At 74.2% G+C, this 25,549-nt stretch carries 19 protein-coding genes; 10 read left to right on the top strand and 9 right to left on the bottom strand.

The window, feature by feature from the left end:
* Positions 1-59: 59 nt before the first annotated feature.
* Genes AC5K6T_RS24345 through AC5K6T_RS24365 form a run of 5 tightly spaced genes read right to left on the bottom strand, consistent with a single transcriptional unit; the run spans position 60 to position 5,766 of the window.
* Positions 60-1,370 carry a DUF58 domain-containing protein gene (locus tag AC5K6T_RS24345; RefSeq protein WP_493212234.1) on the bottom strand — a complete coding sequence of 437 codons (1,311 nt, stop codon included), beginning with the start codon at positions 1,368-1,370 and terminating at the stop codon, positions 60-62.
* Positions 1,370-2,359 carry an AAA family ATPase gene (locus AC5K6T_RS24350; RefSeq protein WP_493212235.1) on the bottom strand — a complete coding sequence of 330 codons (990 nt, stop codon included), beginning with the start codon at positions 2,357-2,359 and terminating at the stop codon, positions 1,370-1,372. Before AC5K6T_RS24350 ends, AC5K6T_RS24345 begins: the two co-directional genes overlap by 1 nt.
* The gene (locus tag AC5K6T_RS24355) at positions 2,359-3,552 is read right to left on the bottom strand and encodes a DUF4350 domain-containing protein (protein ID WP_493212236.1); all 1,194 of its coding nucleotides are present in this window, start codon (positions 3,550-3,552) and stop codon (positions 2,359-2,361) included. Before AC5K6T_RS24355 ends, AC5K6T_RS24350 begins: the two co-directional genes overlap by 1 nt.
* Entirely contained in the window at positions 3,549-4,418 is an 870-nt protein-coding gene (locus AC5K6T_RS24360) for a DUF4129 domain-containing protein (RefSeq protein ID WP_493212238.1), read from the bottom strand. The genes AC5K6T_RS24355 and AC5K6T_RS24360 overlap by 4 nt, the downstream gene beginning before the upstream one ends.
* A gap of 4 nt (positions 4,419-4,422) precedes the next feature.
* Entirely contained in the window at positions 4,423-5,766 is a 1,344-nt protein-coding gene (locus AC5K6T_RS24365) for a DUF7847 domain-containing protein (protein WP_493212240.1), read from the bottom strand.
* A gap of 140 nt (positions 5,767-5,906) precedes the next feature.
* Here AC5K6T_RS24365 and mtnA point away from each other — a divergent pair, with 140 nt between their 5' ends.
* From mtnA to AC5K6T_RS24400, 7 genes are all read left to right on the top strand, one after another.
* Positions 5,907-7,049, top strand: a complete 1,143-nt coding sequence (gene mtnA, locus AC5K6T_RS24370) for an S-methyl-5-thioribose-1-phosphate isomerase (RefSeq protein ID WP_493212241.1) — start codon at positions 5,907-5,909, stop codon at positions 7,047-7,049.
* A gap of 4 nt (positions 7,050-7,053) precedes the next feature.
* The gene (gene mtrA, locus AC5K6T_RS24375; protein WP_198948386.1) at positions 7,054-7,743 is read left to right on the top strand and encodes a two-component system response regulator MtrA; all 690 of its coding nucleotides are present in this window, start codon (positions 7,054-7,056) and stop codon (positions 7,741-7,743) included.
* Position 7,744: 1 nt separating this feature from the next.
* The gene (gene mtrB / locus AC5K6T_RS24380) at positions 7,745-9,931 is read left to right on the top strand and encodes an MtrAB system histidine kinase MtrB (RefSeq protein ID WP_493212242.1); all 2,187 of its coding nucleotides are present in this window, start codon (positions 7,745-7,747) and stop codon (positions 9,929-9,931) included.
* Positions 9,921-11,771, top strand: a complete 1,851-nt coding sequence (locus AC5K6T_RS24385) for an LpqB family beta-propeller domain-containing protein (RefSeq protein ID WP_493212244.1) — start codon at positions 9,921-9,923, stop codon at positions 11,769-11,771. The genes mtrB and AC5K6T_RS24385 overlap by 11 nt, the downstream gene beginning before the upstream one ends.
* 448 nt (positions 11,772-12,219) lie before the next feature.
* Entirely contained in the window at positions 12,220-13,272 is a 1,053-nt protein-coding gene (locus AC5K6T_RS24390) for a ComF family protein (RefSeq protein ID WP_493212246.1), read from the top strand.
* A 316-nt stretch (positions 13,273-13,588) separates the two neighbouring features.
* A complete protein-coding gene (gene hpf, locus AC5K6T_RS24395; protein ID WP_493212248.1) occupies positions 13,589-14,281 on the top strand; it encodes a ribosome hibernation-promoting factor, HPF/YfiA family in 693 nt (230 codons plus the stop codon).
* 194 nt (positions 14,282-14,475) lie between these two features.
* Positions 14,476-15,219, top strand: coding sequence for a response regulator (locus AC5K6T_RS24400; protein WP_493212249.1), 744 nt, complete (start codon positions 14,476-14,478; stop codon positions 15,217-15,219).
* 202 nt (positions 15,220-15,421) lie between these two features.
* On the opposite strand, the gene AC5K6T_RS24405 is transcribed toward AC5K6T_RS24400, so the two are convergent.
* Entirely contained in the window at positions 15,422-16,594 is a 1,173-nt protein-coding gene (locus AC5K6T_RS24405; protein WP_493212251.1) for a winged helix-turn-helix domain-containing protein, read from the bottom strand.
* Between the two features lie 181 nt (positions 16,595-16,775).
* Positions 16,776-17,357: a GNAT family N-acetyltransferase gene (locus AC5K6T_RS24410; protein WP_493212253.1), complete on the bottom strand. Its 582-nt coding sequence runs from the start codon at positions 17,355-17,357 to the stop codon at positions 16,776-16,778.
* 274 nt (positions 17,358-17,631) lie between these two features.
* Here AC5K6T_RS24410 and secA point away from each other — a divergent pair, with 274 nt between their 5' ends.
* Positions 17,632-20,454 carry a preprotein translocase subunit SecA gene (gene secA, locus AC5K6T_RS24415; protein ID WP_493212255.1) on the top strand — a complete coding sequence of 941 codons (2,823 nt, stop codon included), beginning with the start codon at positions 17,632-17,634 and terminating at the stop codon, positions 20,452-20,454.
* A 214-nt stretch (positions 20,455-20,668) separates the two neighbouring features.
* On the opposite strand, the gene AC5K6T_RS24420 is transcribed toward secA, so the two are convergent.
* Positions 20,669-20,767 (bottom strand): hypothetical protein, encoded by a 99-nt coding sequence (locus AC5K6T_RS24420; protein WP_493212257.1) that lies wholly within the window; start codon positions 20,765-20,767, stop codon positions 20,669-20,671.
* 1,944 nt (positions 20,768-22,711) lie between these two features.
* Between AC5K6T_RS24420 and AC5K6T_RS24425 the strand changes: the two genes are divergently transcribed.
* Together AC5K6T_RS24425 and AC5K6T_RS24430 are read left to right on the top strand one after the other, a co-directional pair.
* Positions 22,712-23,227 carry a DUF6912 family protein gene (locus AC5K6T_RS24425; protein ID WP_493212259.1) on the top strand — a complete coding sequence of 172 codons (516 nt, stop codon included), beginning with the start codon at positions 22,712-22,714 and terminating at the stop codon, positions 23,225-23,227.
* Positions 23,228-23,400: 173 nt separating this feature from the next.
* Positions 23,401-24,066 carry an HAD family hydrolase gene (locus AC5K6T_RS24430; protein ID WP_493212260.1) on the top strand — a complete coding sequence of 222 codons (666 nt, stop codon included), beginning with the start codon at positions 23,401-23,403 and terminating at the stop codon, positions 24,064-24,066.
* 548 nt (positions 24,067-24,614) lie between these two features.
* Here AC5K6T_RS24430 and AC5K6T_RS24435 read toward each other — a convergent pair.
* On the bottom strand, positions 24,615-25,181 hold the full coding sequence (locus AC5K6T_RS24435; protein ID WP_493212262.1) for a DJ-1/PfpI family protein: 567 nt from the start codon (positions 25,179-25,181) through the stop codon (positions 24,615-24,617).
* Positions 25,182-25,549: the final 368 nt, after the last annotated feature.

Genomic DNA, 25,549 nt, shown 5'->3' on the forward strand with positions numbered 1-25,549 from the left:
CAGGGGCGGCTACATGCGCGCGGGGGGTCTCCTGCGGAGAGCCCCCCCGGTACGCAGCGCTAGAGACGGCCGGCCGTCTTCAGGGCGAGGTAGGTGTCCGCCAGCGACGGGGCCAGCTCGTCCGGGGTCGCGTCGACGACGGTGACGCCGTGACGGCGGAGTTGCTCCGTGGTGCGGTCCCGCTCGGCCTGGGCCTGCGCGGCGGCCGCGGCCTCGTAGACCGCGTCCACCCTGCCCCGGGCCTTCGCCATGCCGGCGATGCGGGGATCCGCCACCGAGGCCAGCACAACCGTGTGGCGCCGGGTGAGCTGGGTGAGCACCGGCAGCAGGCCCTCCTCGACCGGAGCGGCGTCGAGCGTGGTCAGCAGCACGATCAGGGAGCGGCGCGGAGCGGACCGCAGCGCCGTCGCCGTCAGACCCCGCGCGTCGGTCTCCACCAGCTCCGGCTCCAGCGTCGCCATCGCCTCGACCAGGGACGGCAGGACGTTGCGCGCCGTGCGGCCCTGGACCAGGGCCCGCACCCGGCGGTCGTAGGCGAGCAGGTCCACGCGGTCACCCGCCCGGGACGCGAGCGCGGCCAGCAGCAGCGCTGCGTCCATGGAGGCGTCCAGGCGCGGCGCGTCACCGACACGGCCCGCCGAGGTACGGCCGGTGTCCAGGACCAGCAGGATGTGGCGGTCGCGTTCCGGACGCCAGGTCCGTACCGCGACCGCGGACTGCCGGGCGGAGGCGCGCCAGTCGATGGAACGGGTGTCGTCCCCCGGCACGTACTCGCGCAAGGAGTCGAACTCGGTACCCTCACCGCGCTGCAGGACGCTGGTGCGGCCGTCCAGCTCGCGCAGCCGGGCCAGCTTCGACGGCAGATGCCTGCGGCTGGTGAACGGCGGCAGCACCCGCACCGTCCAGGGCACCACATGGGAGCCCTGCCGGGTGAACAGGCCGAGTGGCCCGGACGAGCGGATCGTGACCCGGTCCGCCCGGCGGTCCCCGCGGCGAGTCGGGCGCAGCCGGGTGGTCACCCGCCGTCGCTCCCCGGGCGGCACGTCCACACGGTGCCGCGAGGCGTCGGCCTCGGTGTCCGGCCGCCAGCTGCTGGGCGGCCACGCGTCGCGCAGCTGGGCGCGCAGGCGGCGTCGCGAGGGGTTGGTGACCGTGAGCGTCACCTCGGCGGACTCGCCCAGGCGCACCGACGTGTCCCCGGAACGTGTCAGAGTCAGCCGGCGGACCGGGGCGGCCAGGGCGAAGTCGCAGGCGCAGGCCGCGGCCAGCGGGGCGTTCACGGCGAGGATGCCCGCCCAGCCGGGTTCCCAGAGACCGACGGGGAGGGAGCCGAGAGCCGCGAGGAGCGCGGCGCGTCCGGTGAGTGCCATCAGCGCGGTACGGGGACGTGGGACAGGATCGCGCTGATCACGGAGTCCGCGGTCACGCCCTCCATCTCCGCCTCGGGGCGCAGCTGGACGCGGTGTCGGAGCGTGGGCAGGGCGAGTGCCTTGACGTCGTCGGGAGTGACGTAGTCGCGGCCGGTGAGCCAGGCCCACGCGCGCGCGGTGGCCAGCAGGGCCGTCGCGCCGCGCGGGGAAACGCCCAGCGTGAGGGAGGGCGATTCACGGGTGGCGCGGCAGATGTCGACGACGTACGCGGTGATCTCGGGGGAGACCGTCGTCTTGGCGACGGCGGCCCGGGCCGCCTCCAGGTCGGTGGCGCCGGCGACCGGGCGTACGCCCGCGGAGCGCAGATCACGCGGATTGAATCCGGCCGCGTGGCGGGTCAGGACGTCGATCTCGTCCTGGCGGGTCGGCAGAGGGATCGTCAGCTTCAGCAGGAAGCGGTCGAGTTGTGCCTCCGGCAGCGGATAGGTGCCCTCGTACTCGACGGGGTTCTGGGTCGCGGCGACCAGGAACGGCTCGGGGAGCGGACGGGGGCTGCCGTCGACCGTGACCTGACGCTCCTCCATCGCCTCCAGCAGCGACGACTGCGTCTTCGGCGGGGTGCGGTTGATCTCGTCCGCGAGGAGGAGGTTGGTGAAGACCGGGCCGGGCTGGAAGGAGAACTCGGCGCTGCGGGTGTCGTAGACCAGGGACCCCGTGACGTCGCTCGGCATCAGGTCGGGGGTGAACTGGACCCGCTTGGTGTCCAGTTCGAGTGCCGAGGCGAGGGCGCGGACGAGAAGCGTCTTCGCGACTCCGGGCACGCCTTCGAGCAGGACGTGTCCGCGGCACAGCAGGGCGACGACGAGTCCGGTGACGGCGGGGTCCTGCCCGACCACGGCCTTGGCGATCTCGGCGCGCAGAGCCTCCAGGGAGGCCCGGGGATCACCCGGGTGCCCGGTCTGCCCGGCGTTGTCAGTGGTCGGGTCCATCATGGACGGCGTACCTCTCTTTCGAGGGCGTCGAGTTGGTCGGTGAGGGCGAGCAGGGCCGCGTCGTCGCCGGGCGGCGCCCCGAAGAGCAGGGAGTTCAGGTGCTGCCCGTCCCGGTGGAGGTGGGCGGACAGCGCGGGGAGCAGGGCCTCGGGCGAGTGCGCCTGGGAGGCGGGGACGCCGGCGAGAGGGGCGAGGCGGGTGCGGGTGGTGGAGCGCAGAGCGGCAGCCGCGCGGTCGCGGGCGGCGGCCTTCCGGTAGAGGCGGGCGCGGCCTTCGACGGTCTCGGAGGCGTGGATCACCACGGGCAGCCGTTCGGGCACGAGGGGGCCCAGGCGGCGGGCCCGCCACAGCGCGGTGAGGACGGCCGCGAAGAACAGTTGCAGGGTGCCCCAGAGCCAGCCCGGGGGCAGCAGGTCGAGGAAGCCGCGCTCGTCGTCTTCGGCGGCCGAGTCGTCGGCCAGCGAGGGGAGGTACCAGACCAGATGGGGCCGCGAGCCGAGGAGTTGCAGTGCGAGCGAGGCGTTGCCGTGCTCGTCGAGGTGGTCGTTGACGAGGACGTCGGAGCCGCCCAGGACGACGGTGTCGCCGCCCCCGGACGGGTCGGGGATCCGGACGAGCGTGGGCAGGCGGCTGCTGGGGTAGCACTCGTCCGCTCCGGGTCGGGTGACCGTGTAGCGGGTGCCTCCGGTGGCGGCGTCGCCCGCGCGCCGGGCGGCGGGCAGGGAGCACGCGGGAGTGAGCGTGGTGTCGCGGCCTGCTGCCGGGTCGGCGGTGACGCCGGTGGCGAGGCCCTCCACGGAGGCCTGGCCGGGAGCGACGAGGACGGTGCGGCCGCCGCCTGCCTCGGTCGCGGCCCGCAGCGAGGCCTGCTGACGGTCGGTCAGCAGGTCGGGAACGGCGACGAGGAGGGTCGTGTCGGGTGCGGCGGCGTTCCGGGCCTCGGCGAGGGTGGTGACGGTGCGGGTGTCGACGCCCCGGTCGGCGAGGAGTTCGGCGACGGCCCGGCTGCCCCGGGGGTCGGCGGAGCGCGGGTCGAGGGCGCCGTGCCGGGTCTCGGAGCGCACCAGGGCGAGGACGACGGCGCCGGCCGCGAGGACCGCCAGGGCCAGGGCGATGCCCCGCGAGCGGGTCCACACCTGGCGGGCGGTGGGCGAGGCCGACGTGGTCGGGCGGGTGGCCTCGGTGGTCATCCGGCGGCTCCCCGGCGGTCGTTGTCGACGCCGGCGGCGCCGGTCGTGGTGCCGGTCGTGGCGCCGGCCGTGGCGCCGGCCGTGGCGTCGGCCGCGGGGGTGGCGGTGCCGCTCTCGGTCAGCCGGGGCCTGGTGCGGGCCAGGACCTGGTCGAGCGCGGTGATGCGGCGGTACGCGTCCTCGCTCCCGGTCCGGCCGCCGTATGTGACGTCGTCGAAGTCGCGGGCCGCGGCGCGGAGCCGGTCCGTGTGTTCGGGCAGCGCCCGTCCCGCGGCGGCGGCCGCCTCGTCGGCGGTGCGGCCGGGGCGGACGTCGAGCAGGGCCCGCTCCTCCAGGGCGCGCACGATGGCCCGCATCCGTTCCTGCACGGCCTGGCTGAAGTGGCCCTGGGCGGCGTGCGCCTCGGCGGCCGCGCGGTGCTCCGCGGCACTGCGGGCACGCTCGTCGAACAGGGCGGGCGCGGAGCGGGGGCCGCGGCGCGGCGTGCCCAGCCGCCACCACAGCGCGCCGAGGACGGCGAGCACCGCCAGCACGATGACGACCAGCCCGGCCGTGCCGCCGGGAGCGACCCCCTCGGCGGCTTCGAAGGCGCGGCCGAGCCAGTCCCAGAAGGCGTCGAGCGCGCGCTCCAGCAGGCTCGGTTCGCCCTCGTGGTACATGCGCTTGGCCAGCTCGCGGCGGGCCGCCTCCCGGGCGGGGTCGCGCGGGACGGTCAAGGGCGGCTCGGTGTCGCCCGTGCGGGCCTGCACGAGCGCCGGCACCAACGTGCCGTGGTCGCCGAACGCGCGCAGCACGGCAGCCGGTCCCGGGCCGGCGCCGCCCGGCAGGCCCGGCAGAGCGGTGACAACTCCCCCCGAGAGGCTCACCCGATCAGCTCCCGGCGGTGGTGCCGTAGGTCTGTACGCCGGCGGCGCGGGCCAGATCGAGGTCGAGGGCCTCGCGGCGGATGCGCTGGTCGATGTAGAGCAGCACGGTCACGCCGGCCGTGACCGGGAAGGTGATCATGGAGCCGAGGACCGAGCCGATGCCGGTGATGATCAGGTACGTCCATCCGAAGCCGCCCTCGCCGACGACGAAGCCGCTCATGTCGTCCCCGCTGACGGCCACGGCGAGCAGACCGAACGGCACGACGATGACCACGGCGATCAGGTTGGCGATCATCGTGGCCAGCACCTGGATGCCGAGCACCCGCCACCACGAGCCGCTGACGAGCTTGGCGGAGCGGCTCAGCGCGCGCTTGATGCCCTGCTTCTCCAGCATCAGGGCCGGCGGGGCCAGGGAGAAGCGGACCAGCAGCCAGAGGGTGACGACGCACGCGACGATCAGACCGACGACGGTCAGGGCCGCGCCGCCGGCACTCGATCCGGAGAGGAGGACGAGGAAACCCGGCAGGGCGCCGGCGGCGAGGACGCCGGCGGCGATCAGCGGCAGCAGCATGATCAGGCCGAGCAGCTTGAGCACCTGGGGGCGGGCGTCGTGCCAGGCCTCCTTGGTGGTGACGGACCTGCCGAGTACGGCGCGGCTGGTGACGGCGGTGAGCAGGGCGGTCACCACGACCGTGCCGAGCAGGGTGATGGCGAGCAGCGCGACGGAGCCGAGCAGCGCCCCGACCGCGGTGCGGGCGGCCTCCCCCAGGTCGGCGTCCGGGTCGCCGAGGCCGTCGGTGGTGCCGACGGTGTCGGCGAGCACGAGGCCCTGGACGAGGATGGTGACGATCTCGGTGAGGACGGCGACGGTCAGCGAGATGCCGAGCACCGTGCGCCAGTAGGTGCGCATGGTGGAGACCGCGCCGTCCAGGATCTCGCCGATGGCCAGGGGCCGCAGCGGGATCACTCCGGGCTTGGCCGCGGGCGGCGGGCCACCCCAGGGGCTTCCCCAGCCGCCCTGGCCGCCGTGACCGCCCCAGCCGCCGGGGCCCGCGGGGCCGCCGGGGCCCCCGTTGCCGCCGGGCCCTCCGGGACCTCCCCAGCCGCCGGGCGGCGGGCCGGGCCGGGCGGGCGGCGTCCGGCCGGGGCCGGCGGGCGCGGACCACCGACCGGCCGGCGGTTGCTGCTGCGACCACTTGGCGCCGGGTGCCGTCGGCTGCGTGCCGGGTTCCGACGGCCGGCCGGTCTCCGGTGCCGCGGCCGTGCCGTCGCCCGGCTCGCCGGCGCCGGACGGCTGCTCGTCGGACGGTGCGGATCCGGGCGAGGCCCAGCCCGGAGTGTCGTTCATCGTCGCTCCTTCACGGTGCCCGACCGCGGTCGCGGCGGCGGGTTGGCCAACATCGTGCCATGGGGCCGTCCTGGAGTGACCGGCCGAGGTGGGAGCTGCGCACCTTCAGTTGTCCGGCGGGTTGGGGGCAGACTGGCCGCATGGCTGATCAGTACGCGCAATCCGGCGAGGACGGCCGGCCGACCGGAATACCCGTCATCCGCTGGGAGGAGCCGCCCGAGGGGCCCATGGTGGTCCTGCTGGACCAGACGCGGTTGCCCGCCGAGGAGGTCGAGCTGGTGTGCACGGACGCGCCCGCGCTGGTGGAGGCGATCCGCTCGCTCGCCGTGCGCGGGGCGCCGGTGCTGGGGATCGCGGGCGCCTACGGTGTCGCGCTCGCCGCCGCCCGCGGCTTCGACGTGGCGGAGGCCGGGACCGCGCTGGCCGCCGCCCGGCCCACCGCGGTGAACCTGTCCGTCGGCGTGCGCCGGGCGGTCGCCGCGCACCAGGCCGTGCTCGCCCGCGGCGGCGGCGACACCGAGGCGGCCGGGGCGGCGCTGGCCGCGGCACGGCAGTTGCACCGGGAGGACGCCGAGGCCAGCGCCCGGATGGCCGGGCACGGGCTGGCGCTGCTGGAGGAGCTGCTGCCGGGCGGCGGGCACCGTATCCTCACGCACTGCAACACCGGGTCGCTGGTGTCGGGCGGTGAGGGCACCGCGTTCGCGGTGGCGCTCGCCGCGCACCGGCAGGGCCGGCTGCGGCGCCTGTGGGTGGACGAAACGCGGCCGTTGCTGCAAGGTGCTCGCCTGACGGCGTACGAGGCGGCCCGCAGCGGCATGGCGTACACCTTGCTCACCGACAACGCGGCGGGTTCGCTCTTCGCGGCGGGTGAGGTGGACGCGGTGCTGGTCGGCGCGGACCGGATCGCGGCCGACGGTTCGGTGGCGAACAAGGTGGGGAGCTATCCGCTCGCGGTGCTCGCCCGCTACCACCATGTGCCGTTCATCGTGGTGGCGCCGGTCACCACGGTGGATCAGGGGACGCCCGACGGTGCGTCCGTCGAGATCGAGCAGCGCCCCGGCTTCGAAGTGACGGAGCTCACATCGCCGCAGGTGGCGATGGCCGGCGCGGGAGGCGGGATCGCGGTGGCGCCGCTGGGGACGCAGGCGTACAACCCGGCGTTCGACGTGACACCGCCGGAACTGGTGACGGCGATCGTCACCGAAGAGGGTGCCGTTTCGCCTGTGACCGGCGAAGGGCTTGCCGAGCTGTGTGCCAGGTCACGCCAGGTAACGATTAGCTAATGGGATGATGTCGTTTATGAAGGGACGAGTCCTTGTCGTCGACGACGACAGCGCACTGGCCGAGATGCTCGGCATCGTGTTGCGCGGTGAAGGTTTCGAGCCGTCTTTCGTGGCCGACGGCGACAAGGCGCTGGCCGCCTTCCGTGAGACCAAGCCCGATCTGGTGCTGCTGGACCTGATGCTGCCCGGCCGGGACGGCATCGAGGTGTGCCGCCTGATCAGGGCGGAGTCGGGCGTGCCGATCGTGATGCTGACGGCCAAGAGCGACACCGTCGACGTGGTGGTCGGGCTGGAGTCCGGAGCCGACGACTACATCGTCAAGCCGTTCAAGCCGAAGGAACTGGTGGCCCGGATCCGGGCCAGGCTCCGCAGGTCGGAGGAGCCGGCGCCGGAGCAGCTCGCCATCGGTGACCTGGTCATCGACGTGGCGGGGCACTCCGTGAAGCGGGACGGGCAGTCGATCGCGCTGACCCCGCTGGAGTTCGACCTGCTGGTCGCGCTGGCCCGCAAGCCGTGGCAGGTGTTCACCCGCGAGGTGCTCCTGGAGCAGGTGTGGGGCTACCGGCACGCGGCCGACACCCGGCTGGTGAATGTGCATGTGCAGAGGCTCCGCTCGAAGGTCGAGAAGGACCCCGAGCGGCCGGAGATCGTGGTGACCGTCCGTGGTGTCGGGTACAAGGCCGGACCGAGCTGACATGTCCGGCGACAGCGCCGCCTCGGCGCCCGGCGGGTCCGGGGCCCGTCCCGGGCGGCCTGTCGGCCGGACGGCGCCCTCGCGCTGGAGCCGGTTCCTCGCGGGCGGGCTGCTGCACGGCGGGGTGCAGGGCAGCCCGGTGCTTCGGCTGCTCATGCGCTGGGTGCGCCGGCCGCTGCTGCCGGTCATACGGTTGTGGCGGCGCAACATCCAGCTCAAGGTCGTGGTCACGACCCTGCTGATGTCGCTGGGCGTCGTCCTGCTGCTCGGCTTCGTCGTGATCGGGCAGGTCCGCAACGGGCTGCTGGACGCCAAGGTCAAGGCCGCCCAGAGCCAGGCCACGGGCGGGTTCACGGTGGCCAAGCAGAAGGCCGACGAGGCCGCCAGCGGATCCGCCGACGAGGCGCCCGGCGCGGACGGCGGCTCGGCGCAGAACGTGATCCAGTGGATGAGCGACCTCGTCGGCTCGCTCTCCAGCGGCGGTCAGGGCGCCTTCGACGTGGTGACGCTGCCCGTCGGCGACGCCAGCGGCAGCGGGCGCAGCCCGCGCGCCTCCGGCGGCGTGAACCCGGACAAGAGCATCCCCGCGGACCTGCGCGAACGCATCGGCGACGGCGAGGCGGCACAGAAGTACACCCGGGTCGTCTACGGCGAGCGCGGCAAGCAGTCCCAGCCCGCGCTCGTCATCGGCAAGGAGGTCAACGACCCCAACGGCGACCCCTACCAGCTGTACTACCTCTTCCCCCTCACCCAGGAGGAGAAGTCCCTCAGCCTGGTCAAGGGCACCCTGGCGACCGCCGGGGTCTTCGTCGTCATCCTCCTCGGGGCGATCGCCTGGCTCGTGGTGCGCCAGGTCGTCACACCCGTACGGATGGCCGCCGGGGTCGCCGAGCGGCTGTCGGCCGGGCGCCTGCAGGAACGCATGAAGGTCACCGGCGAGGACGACATCGCCCGCCTCGGCGAGGCCTTCAACAAGATGGCCCAGAACCTCCAGCTGAAGATCCAGCAGCTGGAGGACCTGTCGCGGATGCAGCGGCGCTTCGTGTCCGACGTGTCCCACGAACTGCGGACGCCGCTGACGACCGTCCGGATGGCCGCCGACGTGATCCACGAGGCACGCGAGGACTTCGACCCGGTGACCGCGCGCTCGGCGGAACTGCTGGCCGACCAGCTGGACCGGTTCGAGTCGCTGCTCGCGGACCTGCTGGAGATCAGCCGCTTCGACGCGGGCGCCGCGGCGCTGGAGGCCGAGCCGATCGACCTGCGCGAGGTCGTGCGGCGGGTCGTCGGCGGGGCGGTGCCCCTGGCGGAGCGCAAGGGCACGGAGATCCGTGTCGTGGGCGACCAGCAGCCGGTCGTGGCCGAGGCGGACGCCCGGCGCGTGGAGCGGGTGCTGCGCAACCTCGTGGTCAACGCCGTGGAGCACGGCGAGGGCCGGGACGTCGTCGTCAGGCTGGCCGCGGCGGGCGGGGCCGTCGCGGTGGCCGTACGCGACTACGGTGTCGGGCTCAAGCCCGGTGAGGCCACGCGCGTGTTCAACCGTTTCTGGCGGGCCGACCCGGCACGCGCGCGTACCACGGGCGGGACGGGCCTGGGCCTGTCCATCGCCCTGGAGGACGCCCGGCTGCACGGGGGCTGGCTCCAGGCGTGGGGCGAGCCGGGCGGCGGCTCGCAGTTCCGGCTGACCCTGCCGCGCACGGCGGACGAGCCGCTGCGGGGCTCTCCGATACCGCTGGAGCCGAAGGACTCGCGCCGCAACCGCGGTCCGGACGGGGCGGGACCGCCCCGCGGCGAGAAGAGCGCCACCGCGCCCGCCCGCCGGACCGACGGCCGGGCCCCGCTGGACGAGATGGCGGCCCGGCCCGTGGCGACGGCCACCCCCGCGGCCGACCCCACCGCGATGCCCGGCAGCGGCGCGCGCGTGGTGCCGCGGCCCACCGGAGGGGCACCACGCCCGGACGGCCCGTCCGCGACCGGGCCGGGACAGGACGGCGAGGGCGACGCACCGGCGGACCGCGCACCGGCGGATCGCGCACCGGCGGATCGTGCACCGGCGGATCGTGTGCCGGCGGACGGGCCCGGGGCCGACGACCGGCCTCCGGCAGAGGTGGCCCCGGGCGGGAAGGCACCGGCGGGGCGGGTTCCGGCCGGGCAGGACGAGCAAGGGGAGGCATCTCGTGGGCGCTGACCGCGAGGGGAGCGGCCGGCGGATGCCGCGGCGGGCGGTGGCGTACGCCGCCTGCGGTGTCGTACTGCTGGCCGGGTGCGCGTCGATGCCCGACGACGGCGAGCTGCGCGGGGTGGACTACACGCCGCGACAGGACTCGCAGGTGCGGGTGTTCGCCGTGCCGCCGGGCGAGGACGCCACCCCGGCGGACGTCGTGGACGGCTTCCTGGAGGCCCTGACCAGCGACGATCCGCACTACGAGACGGCGAAGCTGTATCTGACGCCCGAGGCGGCGAAGCAGTGGGAGCCGGAGAGCTCCACCACCGTCCTGGCGAACGGGATGGAGAGCTACGACGACCCGCCGGAGAGTTCCGAGGACCCGTCCTCGCACTACGTCACCCTCAGCGGCACCAGGCTCGGCATGCTCGACGCGCAGCAGGCGTTCCACTCCGCGGCCGGCGACTACCGCCAGCAGATCCGGCTGACCCGCAACGAGAAGAACGGCCAGTGGCGCATCAGCAGCCCTCCGCAGGGCGTCGTGCTCGGCCAGTCGGACTTCCAGCGCAACTACATGTCCGCCAGCAAGTTCTACTTCGCCTCCAACGGCGTGGCGGGCACGGCGTCGCGGCCGATGGCGGTCGCCGACCCGGTGTACGTCCGTGAGCGCGTCGACCCCATGACGCAGATGGTGCGCTCGCTGCTGAGCGGCCCGACGGTCTGGCTCGACCCGGTCGTCCGGTCCAGCTTCCCCACCGGTACGAAGCTCAGGCCGGGCGTGGAGTCGCTCTCCCCGGACAGCCGCAACACCCTGACCGTGCCGCTCAACGACAGCGCCGCGCGCGTCGGTCCGGCCAAGTGCCGGGAGATGGCGGCGCAGCTGCTGTTCACGCTGGAGAACCTCACCTCCGCGGTGGACCGGATCGAGCTGGAGGCGGGCGGCGCGCAGTTGTGCCTGGTCACCTCGGACGGCGCCGACTCGGTGGCGGCGCGGGGATCGACGGAACACCCCGACTTCCTGTACTTCCTCGACGGCAAGCACCGTCTGGTGCGCATGCCGGCGCGCAGCAAGGACAAGGAGGCGCTCGCGGTGCCGGGGCCGCTCGGCGACGGCACCAAGCAGTTCTGGTCCGCCGCGGTGTCGCGGCGCGAGGACCTCGCCGCCGGGGTGAGCCTGGACCGGCAGGCGCTCTACGTCGCGGCGATGGCTTCGGGCGGTTCGCTCGGGCAGCCTCTGCTGGTCAGCCGGGGCACCGCGGAGCGCGACCGGCTGACGGCACCCAGCTGGGACTCCGCCGGTGACCTGTGGGTGGCCGACCGCGACCCGAAACGGCCGAGGCTGCTGCTGTTCGACGGCGGCAAGGGCGCGCCCGTCGAGGTGGAGACGCCGGGGCTGGACGGCCGGATCGACTCGGTGCGGGTGGCCGCGGACGGGGTGCGCATCGCCCTCGTGGTCGAGAAGAACGGCCGGCAGTCGCTGCTGGTCGGGCGCATCGAGCGCACCGAACGCGGGGAGCGGCCGCCGGGCGACGGCGAGCAGAGCGGGGTGGCGGTGCTGGAACTGCGCTCCGCCACCCAGGAACTGGAGGAGATCACCACCATGGCCTGGGTCGGCGAGAGCCGGCTCGTGGTGGTGGGCACCGAGCAGGAGGGCGTGCAGCAGATGCAGTACGTCGGGGTCGACGGCTCCGTCCCCGAGGCGCCGCCGCCCGCCGCCCTGACCGGTGTGCAGGAGATCGCGGGCACCGAGGACGGCGGTGTTCCGCTGGTGGCGCACTCCGGCGACGGGATCGTGCGCATGCCGACCGGGGAGCAGTGGCAGAAGGTCGTGAAGGAGGGGACCGCGCCGGTGTATCCGGGGTGAGGCGCCGAGCGTGCCGCATGCGTGTGTCCGGGCGGTGCGGCGGCGGGGTGCGGGTCCGCGGCGCCGGGGGTCCGCGGCGTCGCGTGCGGGCGCCCGGACGAGCGCCGGGCCGCGCGGGGACCGGACCAGGAGCGGGTGCGGCGGGCCCGAGGGCAGTGCCGCAGGCCGCCGGGCGTGCGGGGCGGGGACGGAACCGGCAGGCGTGGGGGGCGCTCGGCGGAGGCCAGGCGGAACCGGCAGGTGCGGAGGGTGCGCGGGCTGCGTACCGGAAGGGCCGGGGGGCCGTGTCCCAGGCGGCCGAGAGGCCCTGGGAACAGGGGCTCCGGGCTGGGCGCGACGGCCCTGCCGGCCGGGGCGCCCGGACCGGTAGACCTGGAGCAGACGGTTTTCCACAGGTGGTTTTCCACAGGGGTGGCGGGGCGGCACGGGCGGGGGCACAGTGAAGGACATGCGGGGCTGGTGGCAGGACCTCACCGACCTGGTGCTGCCGGGCGAGTGCGGAGGCTGCGGCAGGCCGCGGACGGTGCTCTGTCCCGGGTGCCGTGCCGAGCTGAGCGGCGGCGCACCGCGCCGGGTGCGCCCGGTGCCGGAGCCCGCGGGCCTGCCCGCGGTGTACGCGGCCGCACGGTACGAGGACGCGGTGCGGGCCGTGCTGCTGGCCCACAAGGAGCGCGGGGCCCTGTCCCTGGCCCGCCCGCTGGGCGCCGCCCTGGCCGGCGCGGTGCGGGCCGGCCTGGACGGGTCCGGGCCGGGTCCGACCCGGCCCGCCGGTACGGGAGCCGGTGCCGTCGCGACCGGGACCGGGACCGGGACCGGGCATGCCGCTGCCGGACGGCCCGCTGCCGGGAAGCCCGGCGGCTCCGGACGGCCGGGTGTCCGGTCCGGCCGTCGGCCCGGCGCGGTGGCACCGCCACCGGTCCCGGAGGCGTGGCCACCTCTTCCGGCGGGGTCCGTGCTGCTCGTGCCCGTGCCGTCCGCGCGCTCCGCGGTGCGCGCGCGGGGACACGACCCCGCGCGGCGGATCGCGCTCGCCGCGGCGGCCGAGCTGCGGCGGACCGGTACCGCGGCGAGGGTGCTGTCCGTGCTCCGGCAGTGCCGTCCCGTGGCCGACCAGGCGGGGCTCGACGCCCGCCGGCGCCGGGAGAACCTCGCCGGAGCGCTGGCCGTGGCGCGAGGCGGGGCCGGGCTGCTGCGGGGCGGCGGGGTGGTGCTCGTCGACGACGTGATGACGACGGGCGCCTCCCTGACGGAGGCGGCACGCGCGGTTCGTGAGGCACTGGCCCTCGGTGCCGTGTACGGGGATTCCCGGCTTCCCGTGTACGCCGGAGTGAGCCGGGAAAGGACGGAGGAACGCATGACAGCGGAGACGGAAGGGAACACGGGGACCACGCAAGCGCGGGCGGACCCACCGGGAATGGCCACCACGGGGACCGGCCCGGGGCCGGTCCGGGCGGCGGTGGTCGCCGCCCCGCCGGATTCTTTCGGAATAAACCGGAACTGACTGAGAACTTGCATCGTTGCAGGTAACGAGAGCGCCAATTCACCTGAACGGAGGTACGGCGCAAGAGAGGGTGACGACATCCCTCCGGGCGAGATATGTTCGGTTGTGAGGGAAAGCCGCAGGCCATCCCCCGAAAAACCGAATGCCGTGCTGCGGGTTATCGGCACTCGCCCGAGCCGGCGGAGTGGAGATCTTGTCCCCGGGGGAGGAGGAGGTGGACGTCACCGAGTCCGCGGTTCCGGAACCGACCGGAACCAGGTGCACAAGGGAGATGCTCCGCCGCTGAGGGCGGAGCGATCCGGGAACGGAGTTCTGCGTGGACATCGTCGTCAAGGGCCGCAAGACCGAGGTGCCCGAGCGGTTCCGCAAGCACGTGGCCGAGAAGCTGAAGCTGGAGAAGATCCAGAAGCTCGACGGCAAGGTGATCAGCCTCGACGTCGAGGTGTCCAAGGAGCCCAACCCCCGACAGGCCGACCGCTGCGACCGGGTGGAGATCACGCTCCGCTCCCGCGGTCCGGTGATCAGGGCGGAGGCGGCAGCCAGCGACCCGTACGCGGCACTCGACCTCGCTGCCGAGAAGCTGGACGCCCGGCTGCGCAGGCAGCACGACAAGCGTCACACCCGCCGGGGCGTCCGCCGGCTGACCGCCGCCGAGGTCCCCGACCACGTTCCGGGCGCGGCGACGCTCAACGGCAACGGCCACCCCGTCCCGGCGGACGAGCCGGGCGGTGTGCCCACGAAGAAGATCGGCTCGCTCGAGGTGCAGGGCGAGGGCCCGCTCGTCGTCCGCGAGAAGACCCACGTCGCCGCTCCGATGACCCTGGACCAGGCCCTCTACGAGATGGAACTGGTCGGGCACGACTTCTACCTGTTCGTCGACTCCGAGACGAAGGAGCCGAGCGTCGTCTACCGCAGGCACGCCTACGACTACGGCGTGATCCATCTGCAGACGGACACCATGGTCACGCAGCCGTCCTCCGCTGACGCAGGCGGTTCCATCGGCGGCTGACCCACCCGGATGACAGCTGGTCCGGTGCCCCTGGAGCGCATGTGCGCCCCCAGGGGCACCGGCGTGCGCCCCCTGTTGTCACCGAGGTGCCGTCCGGGCATGAAATCATGGCCGCAACGGCTCAACCGGTGGGCCGTTGCCTTGGGTTGGCGATGGCACAGAACCACAGGCCACAGCCTTCAGGGGGAGGAACGATGGCGGACAGCTTCGGACCGATGCAGAACGACGCCGACGACGGCCCCATCGGCATGGGCCCGGACAGAGGATCGTCGCGCGCGGAGCCGATCCGAGTCCTGGTCGTCGACGACCACGCCCTCTTCCGCCGCGGCCTGGAGATCGTGCTGGCGGCCGAGGAGGACATCCAGGTCGTCGGAGAGGCCGGGGACGGCGCCGAGGCCGTCGACAAGGCCGCGGACCTGCTGCCCGACATCGTCCTGATGGACGTACGGATGCCCAGGCGGGGCGGTATCGAGGCCTGCACCTCCATCAAGGAGGTGGCCCCCAGCGCCAAGATCATCATGTTGACGATCAGCGACGAGGAAGCCGACCTGTACGAGGCCATCAAGGCGGGCGCGACCGGCTACCTCCTCAAGGAGATCTCCACGGACGAAGTGGCCACCGCCATTCGCGCGGTGGCCGACGGGCAGTCCCAGATCAGCCCGTCCATGGCGTCGAAGCTGCTCACCGAGTTCAAGTCGATGATCCAGCGCACGGACGAGCGCCGCCTGGTGCCCGCGCCCCGGCTCACGGACCGGGAACTGGAGGTGCTCAAGCTCGTCGCCACGGGGATGAACAACCGCGACATCGCCAAGGAGCTGTTCATCTCCGAGAACACCGTGAAGAACCACGTGCGCAACATCCTGGAGAAGCTCCAGCTGCACTCCCGGATGGAAGCCGTGGTCTACGCGATGCGGGAGAAGATCCTCGAGATCCGCTGAGCCCGGCGCCGAGCCCGCGGCAGCGACCCCTCCGCGGCCTCTGTGGCCTCTGCGGCCTCTGTGGCCTCTGCGGCTTCCGCGGCGCCGCCGAGTCCCCTGAGCCCGCCGCCTCCGGGGTCCCTCCGACGTCCGCCGAGTCCGCACGGCCAGCGGCGTCCGCCGGACCCGCGACGTCCGCCGGACCCGCGACGTCCGCCGGGACTCAGCCCAGCAGCCGGGCCAGCTCCGCCGTGAGGGGGCCGCGCAGCTCGGGTACGGCCACGCGCTCCACCCGTATGTCCGTGCAGTCCACCCAGGACGCCGCCTCCACCAGCGCCTGAGCCACCGAGGGCACCGCCTTCGGGCCGGCCAGGCCGACCTGACGGGCGACCAGGGTGCTGCCCTCACGTCCCGGGTCCACCCGGCCGACCAGCCGGCCCCCGGCGAGGACGGGCATCGCGAAGTAGCCGTGGACCCGCTTCGGCCTGGGGACGTACGCCTCCAGCCGGTGCGTGAAGCCGAAGATCCGCTCGGTGCGGGCCCGCTCCCAGACCAGCGAGTCGAACGGCGACAGCAGCGTCGTGCGGTGCCGCCCGCGCGGCGGCGTCGCCAGGGCCGCCGGGTCCGCCCAGGCCGGTCTGCCCCAGCCCGCCACCGTCACCGGCACCAGACCGGAGTCCGCGATCACCGCGTCCACCTGCTCGCCCCTGAGACGGTGGTAGTCGGCGATGTCCGCGCGGGTGCCCACGCCCAGCGCCTCACCGGCCAGGCGCACCAGGCGGCGCAGACACTCGGCGTCGTCCAGGTCGTCGTGCAGCACCTCCTTCGGCACGGCGCGCTCGGCCAGGTCGTACACCCGCTTCCAGCCGCGCCGCTCCACGCACACCACCTCGCCGTACATCAGGGCGCGCTCCACGGCGACCTTCGTGCCCGACCAGTCCCACCACTCGCTGGTGCGCTTCGCGCCGCCCAGCTCGGTGGCGGTCAGCGGGCCCTCGGCCCGCAGCTGCGCGATGACCTGCTCGTAGACCCCGTCCGGCAGCGCGTGGTTCCAGTGCGGACGGTCGCGGTAGGCGCGGCGCCGGAACGCGAAGTGCGGCCACTCCTCGATCGGCAGGATGCACGCCGCGTGCGACCAGTACTCGAACGCGTGCCGGCCCGTCCAGTACGCCTCCTCCACGGCCCGGCGGCCGACCGCACCGAGACGGGCGTAGGGGATCAGCTCGTGCGACCGGGCCAGGACCGAGATGGTGTCGAGCTGGACCGCGCCGAGGTGCCGCAGCACCCCGCGGACGCCCGCCCTGCGGTCGGGGGCGCCGAGGAAGCCCTGGGCACGCAGGACCAGTCGGCGGGCTTCGTCGGCGGAGAGCTCTGCGATCGGGCGCGGGGTCGTCATGCCCGCACCATAGGCGCTGCCACCGACAACCGGCGCCGGCCTGGTGTTCCGCCTCGCACGTACCCGGGCCCGCGAGGGGTACGGACCCCCGGGCGCCGGGTTCGTGAGGGGCGCGGACCTCCGGGCGCCGGGTTCGTGAGGCGCGGCGTCCGCGGGCGCCGCGGGTCCCGCCCGCCGCGCGCTATGCCCGCTGTGCGGGCGCCGGCAGGTAGGGCGCGGTGGAGGGCAGGCCCAGGTCGGAGGGGAGCAGTGAGCCCACCCAGCAGTCGCGGCGCACCCCCCGGTTGTTCACGGCCGAGCGGAGGGTCCCCTCCACGGTGAAGCCGACCCGCTCGGCGACCGCGCGCGAGGCGTGGTTGCCGACCTCGGCCCGCCACTCCACGCGGTCGACCGACCGCTCGGTGAACGCCCAGCGGCAGGCCGCCGCGGCGGCCTCGGTGACGTATCCCCGGCCGCGGTGCTCCCTGGCGGCCCAGAAGCCGACCTCCGCCGTGGCCAGCGAGCGCATGGTGATGCTGAGCATGCCCGCGAGGGCGTCCGGGGCGGGGAAGACGCCGAAGGTGAACATCGTGTCGCCGGCCCAGCCGTCCGGGACGGCCTGCTCGGTGAAGGCGCGCGCGTGCTCGGGCAGATAGGGGGAGGGGAACTGGGCGATCCAGCGCTGGATCTCGGGGTCCTGTGCGGCGGCGTGCACCGCGTCGGTGTCCTGGGAGCCCACCGCGCGCAGCAGCAGCCGCTCGGTGGTGAGGGTGACGGGTTCCATCGGCCGATTCTGCGCGGTGTCCGGTCCCGGCCGCCAAGTCTTTGCCGTGTGTGAGCGCGCGGTCACCTTTCGCGCTATTCGCCGGGGCGATCCGGCACCATCCCCGGGCCCCGTCCGTTGTCCAGGGTGAAGGAGAATTCCGGAGGACGGCGGAAGCGAGGGTGCGCGGCGGCGGCAGGCCTCCCGGCCCAGCCGGGTCCTCGCATACGATGGCCGTTGCCCACCGAACCGAACCCGACCGTCCCAGGCCCGACCGGCAAGGAGACCAACCCCCGTGTCCGTCCTCTCGAAGATCATGCGTGCAGGCGAAGGCAAGATCCTGCGCAAGCTGCACCGCATCGCGGACCAGGTCAACTCCATCGAAGAGGACTTCGTCGACCTCTCCGACGCCGAGCTGCGGGCCCTCACCGATGAGTACAAGCAGCGCTACGCCGACGGTGAGAGCCTGGACGACCTGCTGCCCGAGGCGTTCGCCACCGTCCGCGAGGCCGCCAAGCGCGTCCTCGGCCAGCGGCACTACGACGTGCAGCTGATGGGTGGCGCCGCCCTGCATCTCGGCTATGTGGCCGAGATGAAGACCGGCGAGGGCAAGACCCTGGTCGGTACCCTGCCCGCCTACCTGAACGCCCTCTCGGGCGAGGGCGTGCACCTCATCACGGTCAACGACTACCTGGCCGAGCGCGACTCCGAGATGATGGGCCGCGTCCACAAGTTCCTGGGGCTGAACGTCGGCTGCATCCTGGCCAACATGACGCCGGTCCAGCGCCGCGAGCAGTACTCCTGCGACATCACCTACGGCACGAACAACGAGTTCGGCTTCGACTACCTGCGCGACAACATGGCCTGGTCCAAGGACGAGCTCGTCCAGCGCGGCCACAACTTCGCCATCGTCGACGAGGTCGACTCCATCCTCGTCGACGAGGCACGCACCCCGCTGATCATCTCCGGCCCGGCCGACCAGGCCACCAAGTGGTACGGCGACTTCGCCAAGCTGGTCACCCGCCTCAAGCGCGGCGAGGCCGGCCAGCCGCTGAAGGGCATCGAGGAGTCCGGCGACTACGACGTCGACGAGAAGAAGCGCACCGTCGCCATCCACGAGACCGGTGTCTCCAAGGTCGAGGACTGGCTGGGCATCGACAACCTCTACGAGTCGGTGAACACCCCGCTGGTGGGCTACCTGAACAACGCCATCAAGGCCAAGGAGCTCTTCAAGAACGACAAGGACTACGTCGTCATCGACGGCGAGGTCATGATCGTCGACGAGCACACCGGCCGTATCCTCGCCGGCCGCCGCTACAACGAGGGCATGCACCAGGCGATCGAGGCGAAGGAAGGGGTGCCGATCAAGGACGAGAACCAGACCCTCGCCACGATCACCCTGCAGAACTTCTTCCGCCTCTACAACAAGCTGTCCGGCATGACCGGCACGGCGATGACCGAGGCCGCCGAGTTCCACCAGATCTACAAGCTCGGTGTGGTCCCGATCCCCACGAACCGGCCCATGGTCCGCAAGGACCAGTCGGACCTGATCTACCGCACCGAGGTCGCCAAGTTCGAGGCGGTCGTCGACGACATCGCCGAGAAGCACGAGCTGGGCCAGCCGATCCTGGTCGGCACCACCTCGGTCGAGAAGTCCGAGTACCTCTCGCAGCAGCTCAGCAAGCGGGGCGTGCAGCACGAGGTGCTCAACGCCAAGCAGCACGACCGCGAGGCGACGATCGTCGCGCAGGCCGGCCGCAAGGGCGCCGTGACCGTCGCCACCAACATGGCCGGGCGCGGTACCGACATCAAGCTCGGCGGCAACCCCGAGGACCTCGCCGAGGCGGAGCTGCGCCAGCGCGGCCTCGACCCCGAGGAGCACATCGAGGAGTGGGCGCAGGCGCTGCCCGCCGCGCTGGAGCGCGCCGAGGACGCGGTCAAGGCCGAGAAGGAGGAGGTCGAGTCCCTCGGCGGCCTGTACGTGCTGGGCACCGAGCGGCACGAGTCGCGCCGGATCGACAACCAGCTGCGCGGCCGTTCCGGCCGTCAGGGCGACCCCGGCGAGTCCCGCTTCTACCTCTCGCTGGGCGACGACCTCATGCGGCTGTTCAAGGCCCAGATGGTCGAGCGGGTGATGGCCATGGCGAACGTGCCGGACGACGTGCCGATCGAGAACAAGATGGTCACCCGCGCGATCGCGTCCGCCCAGTCGCAGGTCGAGCAGCAGAACTTCGAGACCCGTAAGAACGTTCTGAAGTACGACGAGGTCCTCAACCGCCAGCGCGAGGTCATCTACGGCGAGCGGCGCCGCGTCCTGGAGGGCGAGGACCTGCACGAGCAGGTGCAGCACTTCATGAACGACACCATCGACGCCTATGTCGGCGCCGAGACGGCCGAGGGCTTCGCCGAGGACTGGGACCTGGACCGGCTGTGGGGCGCCTTCCGGCAGCTCTACCCGGTGAAGGTCACGATCGAGGAGCTGGAGGAGGCCGCCGGGGACCGGGCCGGCCTGACCGCCGAGTTCATCGCGGAGTCCATCAAGGACGACATCCGTGACCAGTACGAGTCGCGCGAGGAGCAGCTCGGCTCCGAGATCATGCGTGAGCTGGAGCGGCGGGTCGTGCTGTCGGTCCTGGACCGCAAGTGGCGCGAGCACCTCTACGAGATGGACTACCTCCAGGAGGGCATCGGCCTGCGCGCGATGGCGCAGAAGGACCCGCTGGTGGAGTACCAGCGCGAGGGCTTCGACATGTTCACCGCCATGATGGAGGGCATCAAGGAGGAGTCCGTCGGCTACCTGTTCAACCTGGAGGTCCAGGTCGAGCAGCAGGTCGAGGAGGTCCCGGTCGAGGACGCCAAGCCGGTGGCCGACCTGGAGAAGCAGGACGCCGTGCCGGCGCAGTCGGGCGGGCGTCCCGAGATCCGCGCCAAGGGCCTGGACGCCCCGCAGCGGCGCAACCTCCACTTCTCCGCGCCGACCGTGGACGGGGAGGGCGGCACCGTCGAGGGCGACTTCTCCGACGACGGTGAGCCGGTCCGCTCCCAGGCCGACGGCCTCACCCGCGCGGAGCGCCGCAAGCAGGCGCGCACCGCGGGCGGCCGCCGCCGCAAGAAGTGACACCGGGCGGGGCGCGGTAGCCCCGCACCGTGCCGAGGGGCCGGTTCTTCCTCCGGGAGGGCCGGCCCCTCGGCGTGCCGGCCGCTCCGTGGTCCAGGCCCCGCGGAACCGGCCCGGCGCTCGGCCGGAGGGCCGACGGCCTGGAGGTGACGGCCTGGAGGCGACGGCCTGGAGGCGACGGCCTGGAGGTGACCGCCTGGCGGTGACGGCCGGCTCAGCGGGTGCCGGTGCGGGACGCGCCGACGCGGGCGCCCAGTTCCACCGCCGTGCAGCGCCAGCGCCGGTCGCGGCCCAGCTCCAGGCGGAAGGCCATGGCACGGAGCCGGTCGCCCGCCGCGATGCGGGCGAAGTGCCTCGACGGCGCCGTCGCGCGGCACGTAGTAGCCGATGTCGCGGACCACGGGCCGCACCCCCCGCGTGCGCAGCGGGCCGCGTTCGGCGAGCCGGGCCAGCTCGTCGTAGGCCTGCCCGGCGGTGTGCCGCAGCATCCAGTGCACCGGGCGCTGGCCGCTCAGGACGAGCAGGAGCCGGTCGGCGAAGAGGTCGGTCGGACGGGGCTGCGGAACGGGGCGGCGGGGAACCCGGGCGGGGACGGCGGCCGGGCGGCGGGGCGGGGACGCGGTGCCGGGGGAGGGCGCCGGCACCGCGGCGGGGGCGAGTACACGGGAGGCCGAGGCGGTGCCGGACCTCGCGGAGCGCCTGGACGCCGTGGTCCGCGGGGCGGGGCCGAGAGGCCCTGGCAGGGCGTGCGACGGCCTGCCGGTGGCGCCGGGCCCTACCGGGCGGGTACCGGCTGGGCGGCCCGTGGAGAGCCCGCCCGGGGCCGCGGCGGGGCAAGTCGCCGGGGCGTCGGGCGCGCCGGCCGTCCCCGTGCGCCCGACGGCGCCCGCAGTCCGGCCGGGAGCGTCCTCGGTGCGGGGCCCGTTCCCGGCCCTTTCCGGCTCACCGGCGGCCCGGCCCGGCCGAGTGGGCCTCACGGTCCGGTCCGCCCCGCCGCGGGATGCGCCGCGGGACCCAGGCGCGCCGGAGGTGCGGGGAGCGCGGCCGGGGCCGGCGGGCCGGCCGACGGCGCCCTCGGACGCGCCGGGCTCGGCCGCGGGCCTGCCGGCGGTGCCGGGGAGCGTTCCGGCGCCGCCGGGCGGGCGGGACGGTGGCGCGGCGGCTCGGGGTGAGGGGCCGCCCGGACGGCGTGGGTCGCGTCGGTTCGGCGGCCGGGTGCCCGGGCGGGCCGGCGGGCGGGCGGGGCGTGCCGCCGCGGCCGTGGAGGCGCTCGCGCCCGCTCCGGACCGTTCGCCGGAGTCGGGCCCCGTACCCGCCGGTCCGGGCCTCCTCGCACCCGGCAGCGGTTGCGGCGCCGACGAGGCCGCGGCGCACGGGGTGCGTCCTGCGCCCGGCCCTGCGTCGGGTTCCGTGTCCGGCCCCGCGTCCGGCTCTGCACCCGGCTCCGCGTCGGGCTCTGCACCCGGCCCCGTGTCCGGCCTTGTGCCGGGCTGTGCACCCGGTCCCGCGTCGGGCTCTGCGCCTGGCCTCGTGTCCGGCCTTGTGCCGGGCTGTGCGCCCGGTCCCGCGTCGGGCTCTGCGCCTGGCCTCGTGTCCGGCCTCGTGCCGGGCTCCGCGCCCGGTCCCGCGTCGGGCTCCGCGCCCGGCTCCGCGTCGGGCTCCGCGCCCGGCTCCGCGTCGGGCTCCGCGCCCGGCTCCGCGTCGGGCTCCGCGCCCGGTCCCGCGTCGGGCTCTGCGCCTGGCCCCGTGTCCGGATCCGCGCCCGGCCCTGCGGTGGGCGGCCCCGTACCCGGCCCCGTGTCCGGTCCTGTCGGGGTGCCCGGGGCCACTCCCGGGGCGGTGCCGGTGCCGGGGCGGTGGGGGCGGGTTCTGGTCATGACCTTGTCCATGGCGCGCAGGCCTGCCGCGGCGGTGGTGAGGGTGGCGATGTCCATGAAGGTCCCCGTTCGACGGACCCGGCGGTACCGGGCGGTAACTTCGCGGTGGGGATCTTGTACGGGGCGCCGGTCGGACGCGGCAAGCGGCGGCGAACCGCATGGCGGGGCCATGCGATGTTCACCTATCAGGGTGACGGGCGGGGCCACGAGCCCGTGCCGGACCGGGGGCACAGGGTGAATTCCGGGCCCGGGGTGGACGCCGTCGGCGCTCTCGGCGGGGACTCGAAAGGGGACCCCGGACCGTATCCTGAAGGCCCTTCCGGGAACCCGGAGCCCCTCGGGCTGCTCCGTCCGTCCTCCGACACGAAAGCGGCCTGCGCATGCGCGTCTACGTCCCTCTGACCCTCCCCGGTCTCGCCGAGGCGTACGAGACGGGTGAGCTGGGTGCCGAGCCGTTCGTCGCGTACGCCGTCACCCCCGCCCTGCGCGAGTGGTACCTCTCCGACGACATCGAGGAGCTGGAGTACGCCGCGCTGAACCGCGCCGCGCTGGCCTCGCTGCGGCTGCTCGCCACCGACACCGGTGCCGTGCGGCGGCGGGTCGTGGTGGCCGTGGACGTGCCCGACGGCCGGTGCGCGGCGGACCCCGACCGAGGGCTCGACCCGGCCGCGCTGGGCGAGGTGCGGGTCACCACCGGGGTGCGGCTGGCCGACGCGGCCTCGGTGCACGTCGACGCCGACGACGCCGAGGCGGACGTGACCGCGGCGGCCGACGCGCTGCCCGCCGCCGACGGCGGGGACGACGACGCCCAGTTCGTGGTGGACGGCGCCGAGGACCACGAGCTGCTGTGGTACGCCACCCAGGAGATCCCGAACCTGGTGGGCCGGGCCGGCTGACCCGGCGCCACCGCGCGCTCCCGCACCCGTCCGCAGGCCCGCGCCCGGCCCGTCGCAACCCCCACGCGCCCCGCCCGCTCCTCACGGGCACCCCTCGCGGGCCCGCCCCGCGGACGCACCCCGTCCACCGGCGGCCGTGCCGACTGTCGGTGCGGGCGGGTACGTTCTTCTGCATGGGGATGCACAGCGCGGCGCACATCGTCTGGGACTGGAACGGGACCCTGTTCCATGACAACGACGCCATCATCGGGGCGACGAACGCGGCCTTCGCCGAACTGGGACTGGAGCCGATCACTCTGGAGCGCTACCGGGCGCTGTACTGCGTGCCGGTGCCGAAGTTCTACGAGCGGCTCATGGGCCGCCTGCCCACCGACGCGGAGTGGCAGGTCATGGACGACACGTTCCACCGGTACTACGCCGAGCACCGGCCGGCCTGCGCGCTCACCGAGGGCGCCCCCCAGCTGCTCACGGACTGGGGGGCCGCCGGACGCAGCCAGTCGCTGCTGAGCATGTACGGGCACGAGGACCTGGTGCCGCTGGTCCGGGGCTTCGGGATCGAGGGGCACTTCCTGCGTGTCGACGGGCGGACCGGGCCGTCCGGCGGGAGCAAGGCCGAGCACATGGTGCGGCACCTTCGGTCGCTGCCGGGCGTGGAGGCCGGCCGCACCGTGGTGATCGGGGACGCCGCCGACGACGCGGTGGCGGCCCTGCACGTGGGGGCGCGGGCCGTGCTGTACACCGGCGGCTCGCACAGCCGGAGCAGCCTGGAGGGGGTGGGCGTGCCGGTGGTCGACACCCTGCGGGAGGCCGTCGCCGAGGCGGAGCGGCTCGCCGCCTGACGGCCCGGGCCGCGGCCGGCCTCCCACCCGGGCAGCCGAGCCGCAGGGCTGCACGCCGGGCGGCTGCACGCCGGGCGGCTGCACGCCGCCCGCCCCACCGTGCCCGAGAACCCGTGTCACCCGCGCCGGTGCCGTAGAGGCCGGCTCCCCGCCCCGGGCCGCGTCGCGTGGCTCCGTAACCCCGTGTGCTCCACGGCTCCGTATGTCACGGCTGGGTACGTCACGGCTGGGTACGTCATGGCCCCGTACGTCACGGTCACGTGCTCGGGGACCCCGCGCCCGGGGACCCCGCGCCCGGGGACCCCGCGCCCGGGGACCCCGCGCCCGGGGACCCCGGGCCCGGGGGCTTCATGCTCATGGCCGTGTGACGGGCGTCCCGCGCCGTCGGGCCGCGTGCCCTGCGTCTCCCGGACGCGTGGCGGCCGCCACCGTGCAGGCGGCCGCCACCGTGCAGGCGGCCGCCACCGTGCAGGCGGCCGCCACCGTGCGATGCCGGGGTGCGCGGGTGCGCGGGCCCCGGCGCCGCTCCTCCGGCCCGGGCGGGGCGCTCAGGTCGCCGGCGCCTTCGCCCTGAGCACCGTGAGGAACTCGCGCATCCACGCGGAGTGGTCCGGCCACGCCCGGGAGGAGACCAGGGTGCCGTCGACGACCGCTTCGGAGTCCTGGAAGGCCGCCCCGGCGGCCTGCATGTCGAGTTCCAGCGCCGGGTACGCGGTGACGCGCCGCCCGCGCAGGCCGTCCACGGCGGCGGTGAGGAGGGGACCGTGGCAGATCTGGGCGACGGGCTTGTCCGCGTCGAAGAACGACTTGAGGATCTTGCGCAGCTCCGGGTCGTTGCGCAGGTACTCGGGCGCACGGCCGCCGGGGACCACCACGGCCGCGTAGTCACCCGGCTCCACCTCGGAGAACGCCAGGTCGGCGGGCCAGGTGTAGCCGGGCTTCTCGGTGTAGGTGTCGAAGCCGTCCTCGAAGTCGTGGACGACGAACCGGAGCTTCTTGCGGCTGGGGGCGGCGATATGGACCTCGTAGCCCTCCTCGCGCAGACGCTGGTAGGGGTAGAGGACCTCCAGAGACTCCGCCGCGTCTCCGGTGAGGATGAGGATCTTCGCTGTCATGACCGTGCGCTCCCCTCGGGGCCGTGGGTTCACGGGCAAGCTGCCGCCCGGGCGCCGCCTGCCGGGAGGCGCGCCCGTTCTCAGCCTGCGCGCGCCCCAAGCGGGCGTCGACTCTTTGTACGCATCCTGCCGGAAATATCCCCGTCCGGAGGCCGGAAGACCTCACATCAGCCGTTCGTCTCTGTGCAGAACGTCAAAGTTCGCGCCCCAGTTTTGTACACATACGGCTCATGACGTGCCCCCGGGAAGGAGCGATAGCCTTATGGCGTGATCAGCGCGATACCTCGCGGGGGCGCACACGCCCCTGCCCCGCGCCCGGAGAGCACGGAGTACATCCGTGACCGGGCGCCGGTCGCTGGTCTTCACGG

Source organism: Streptomyces sp. B8-7 (assembly GCF_058833805.1).

Bases quoted from the DNA above. Each gene is read 5' to 3' on its own strand.
- AC5K6T_RS24345 (WP_493212234.1), bottom strand. From the start codon at position 1,370: ATGGCACTCACCGGACGCGCCGCGCTCCTCGCGGCTCTCGGCTCCCTC.
- AC5K6T_RS24350 (WP_493212235.1), bottom strand. From the start codon at position 2,359: ATGGACCCGACCACTGACAACGCCGGGCAGACCGGGCACCCGGGTGAT.
- AC5K6T_RS24355 (WP_493212236.1), bottom strand. From the start codon at position 3,552: ATGACCACCGAGGCCACCCGCCCGACCACGTCGGCCTCGCCCACCGCC.
- AC5K6T_RS24365 (WP_493212240.1), bottom strand. From the start codon at position 5,766: ATGAACGACACTCCGGGCTGGGCCTCGCCCGGATCCGCACCGTCCGAC.
- mtnA (WP_493212241.1), top strand. From the start codon at position 5,907: ATGGCTGATCAGTACGCGCAATCCGGCGAGGACGGCCGGCCGACCGGA.
- mtrA (WP_198948386.1), top strand. From the start codon at position 7,054: ATGATGTCGTTTATGAAGGGACGAGTCCTTGTCGTCGACGACGACAGC.
- mtrB (WP_493212242.1), top strand. From the start codon at position 7,745: ATGTCCGGCGACAGCGCCGCCTCGGCGCCCGGCGGGTCCGGGGCCCGT.
- AC5K6T_RS24390 (WP_493212246.1), top strand. From the start codon at position 12,220: ATGCGGGGCTGGTGGCAGGACCTCACCGACCTGGTGCTGCCGGGCGAG.
- AC5K6T_RS24400 (WP_493212249.1), top strand. From the start codon at position 14,476: ATGGCGGACAGCTTCGGACCGATGCAGAACGACGCCGACGACGGCCCC.
- AC5K6T_RS24405 (WP_493212251.1), bottom strand. From the start codon at position 16,594: ATGACGACCCCGCGCCCGATCGCAGAGCTCTCCGCCGACGAAGCCCGC.
- AC5K6T_RS24410 (WP_493212253.1), bottom strand. From the start codon at position 17,357: ATGGAACCCGTCACCCTCACCACCGAGCGGCTGCTGCTGCGCGCGGTG.
- AC5K6T_RS24420 (WP_493212257.1), bottom strand. From the start codon at position 20,767: ATGGCCTTCCGCCTGGAGCTGGGCCGCGACCGGCGCTGGCGCTGCACG.
- AC5K6T_RS24425 (WP_493212259.1), top strand. From the start codon at position 22,712: ATGCGCGTCTACGTCCCTCTGACCCTCCCCGGTCTCGCCGAGGCGTAC.
- AC5K6T_RS24430 (WP_493212260.1), top strand. From the start codon at position 23,401: ATGGGGATGCACAGCGCGGCGCACATCGTCTGGGACTGGAACGGGACC.
- AC5K6T_RS24435 (WP_493212262.1), bottom strand. From the start codon at position 25,181: ATGACAGCGAAGATCCTCATCCTCACCGGAGACGCGGCGGAGTCTCTG.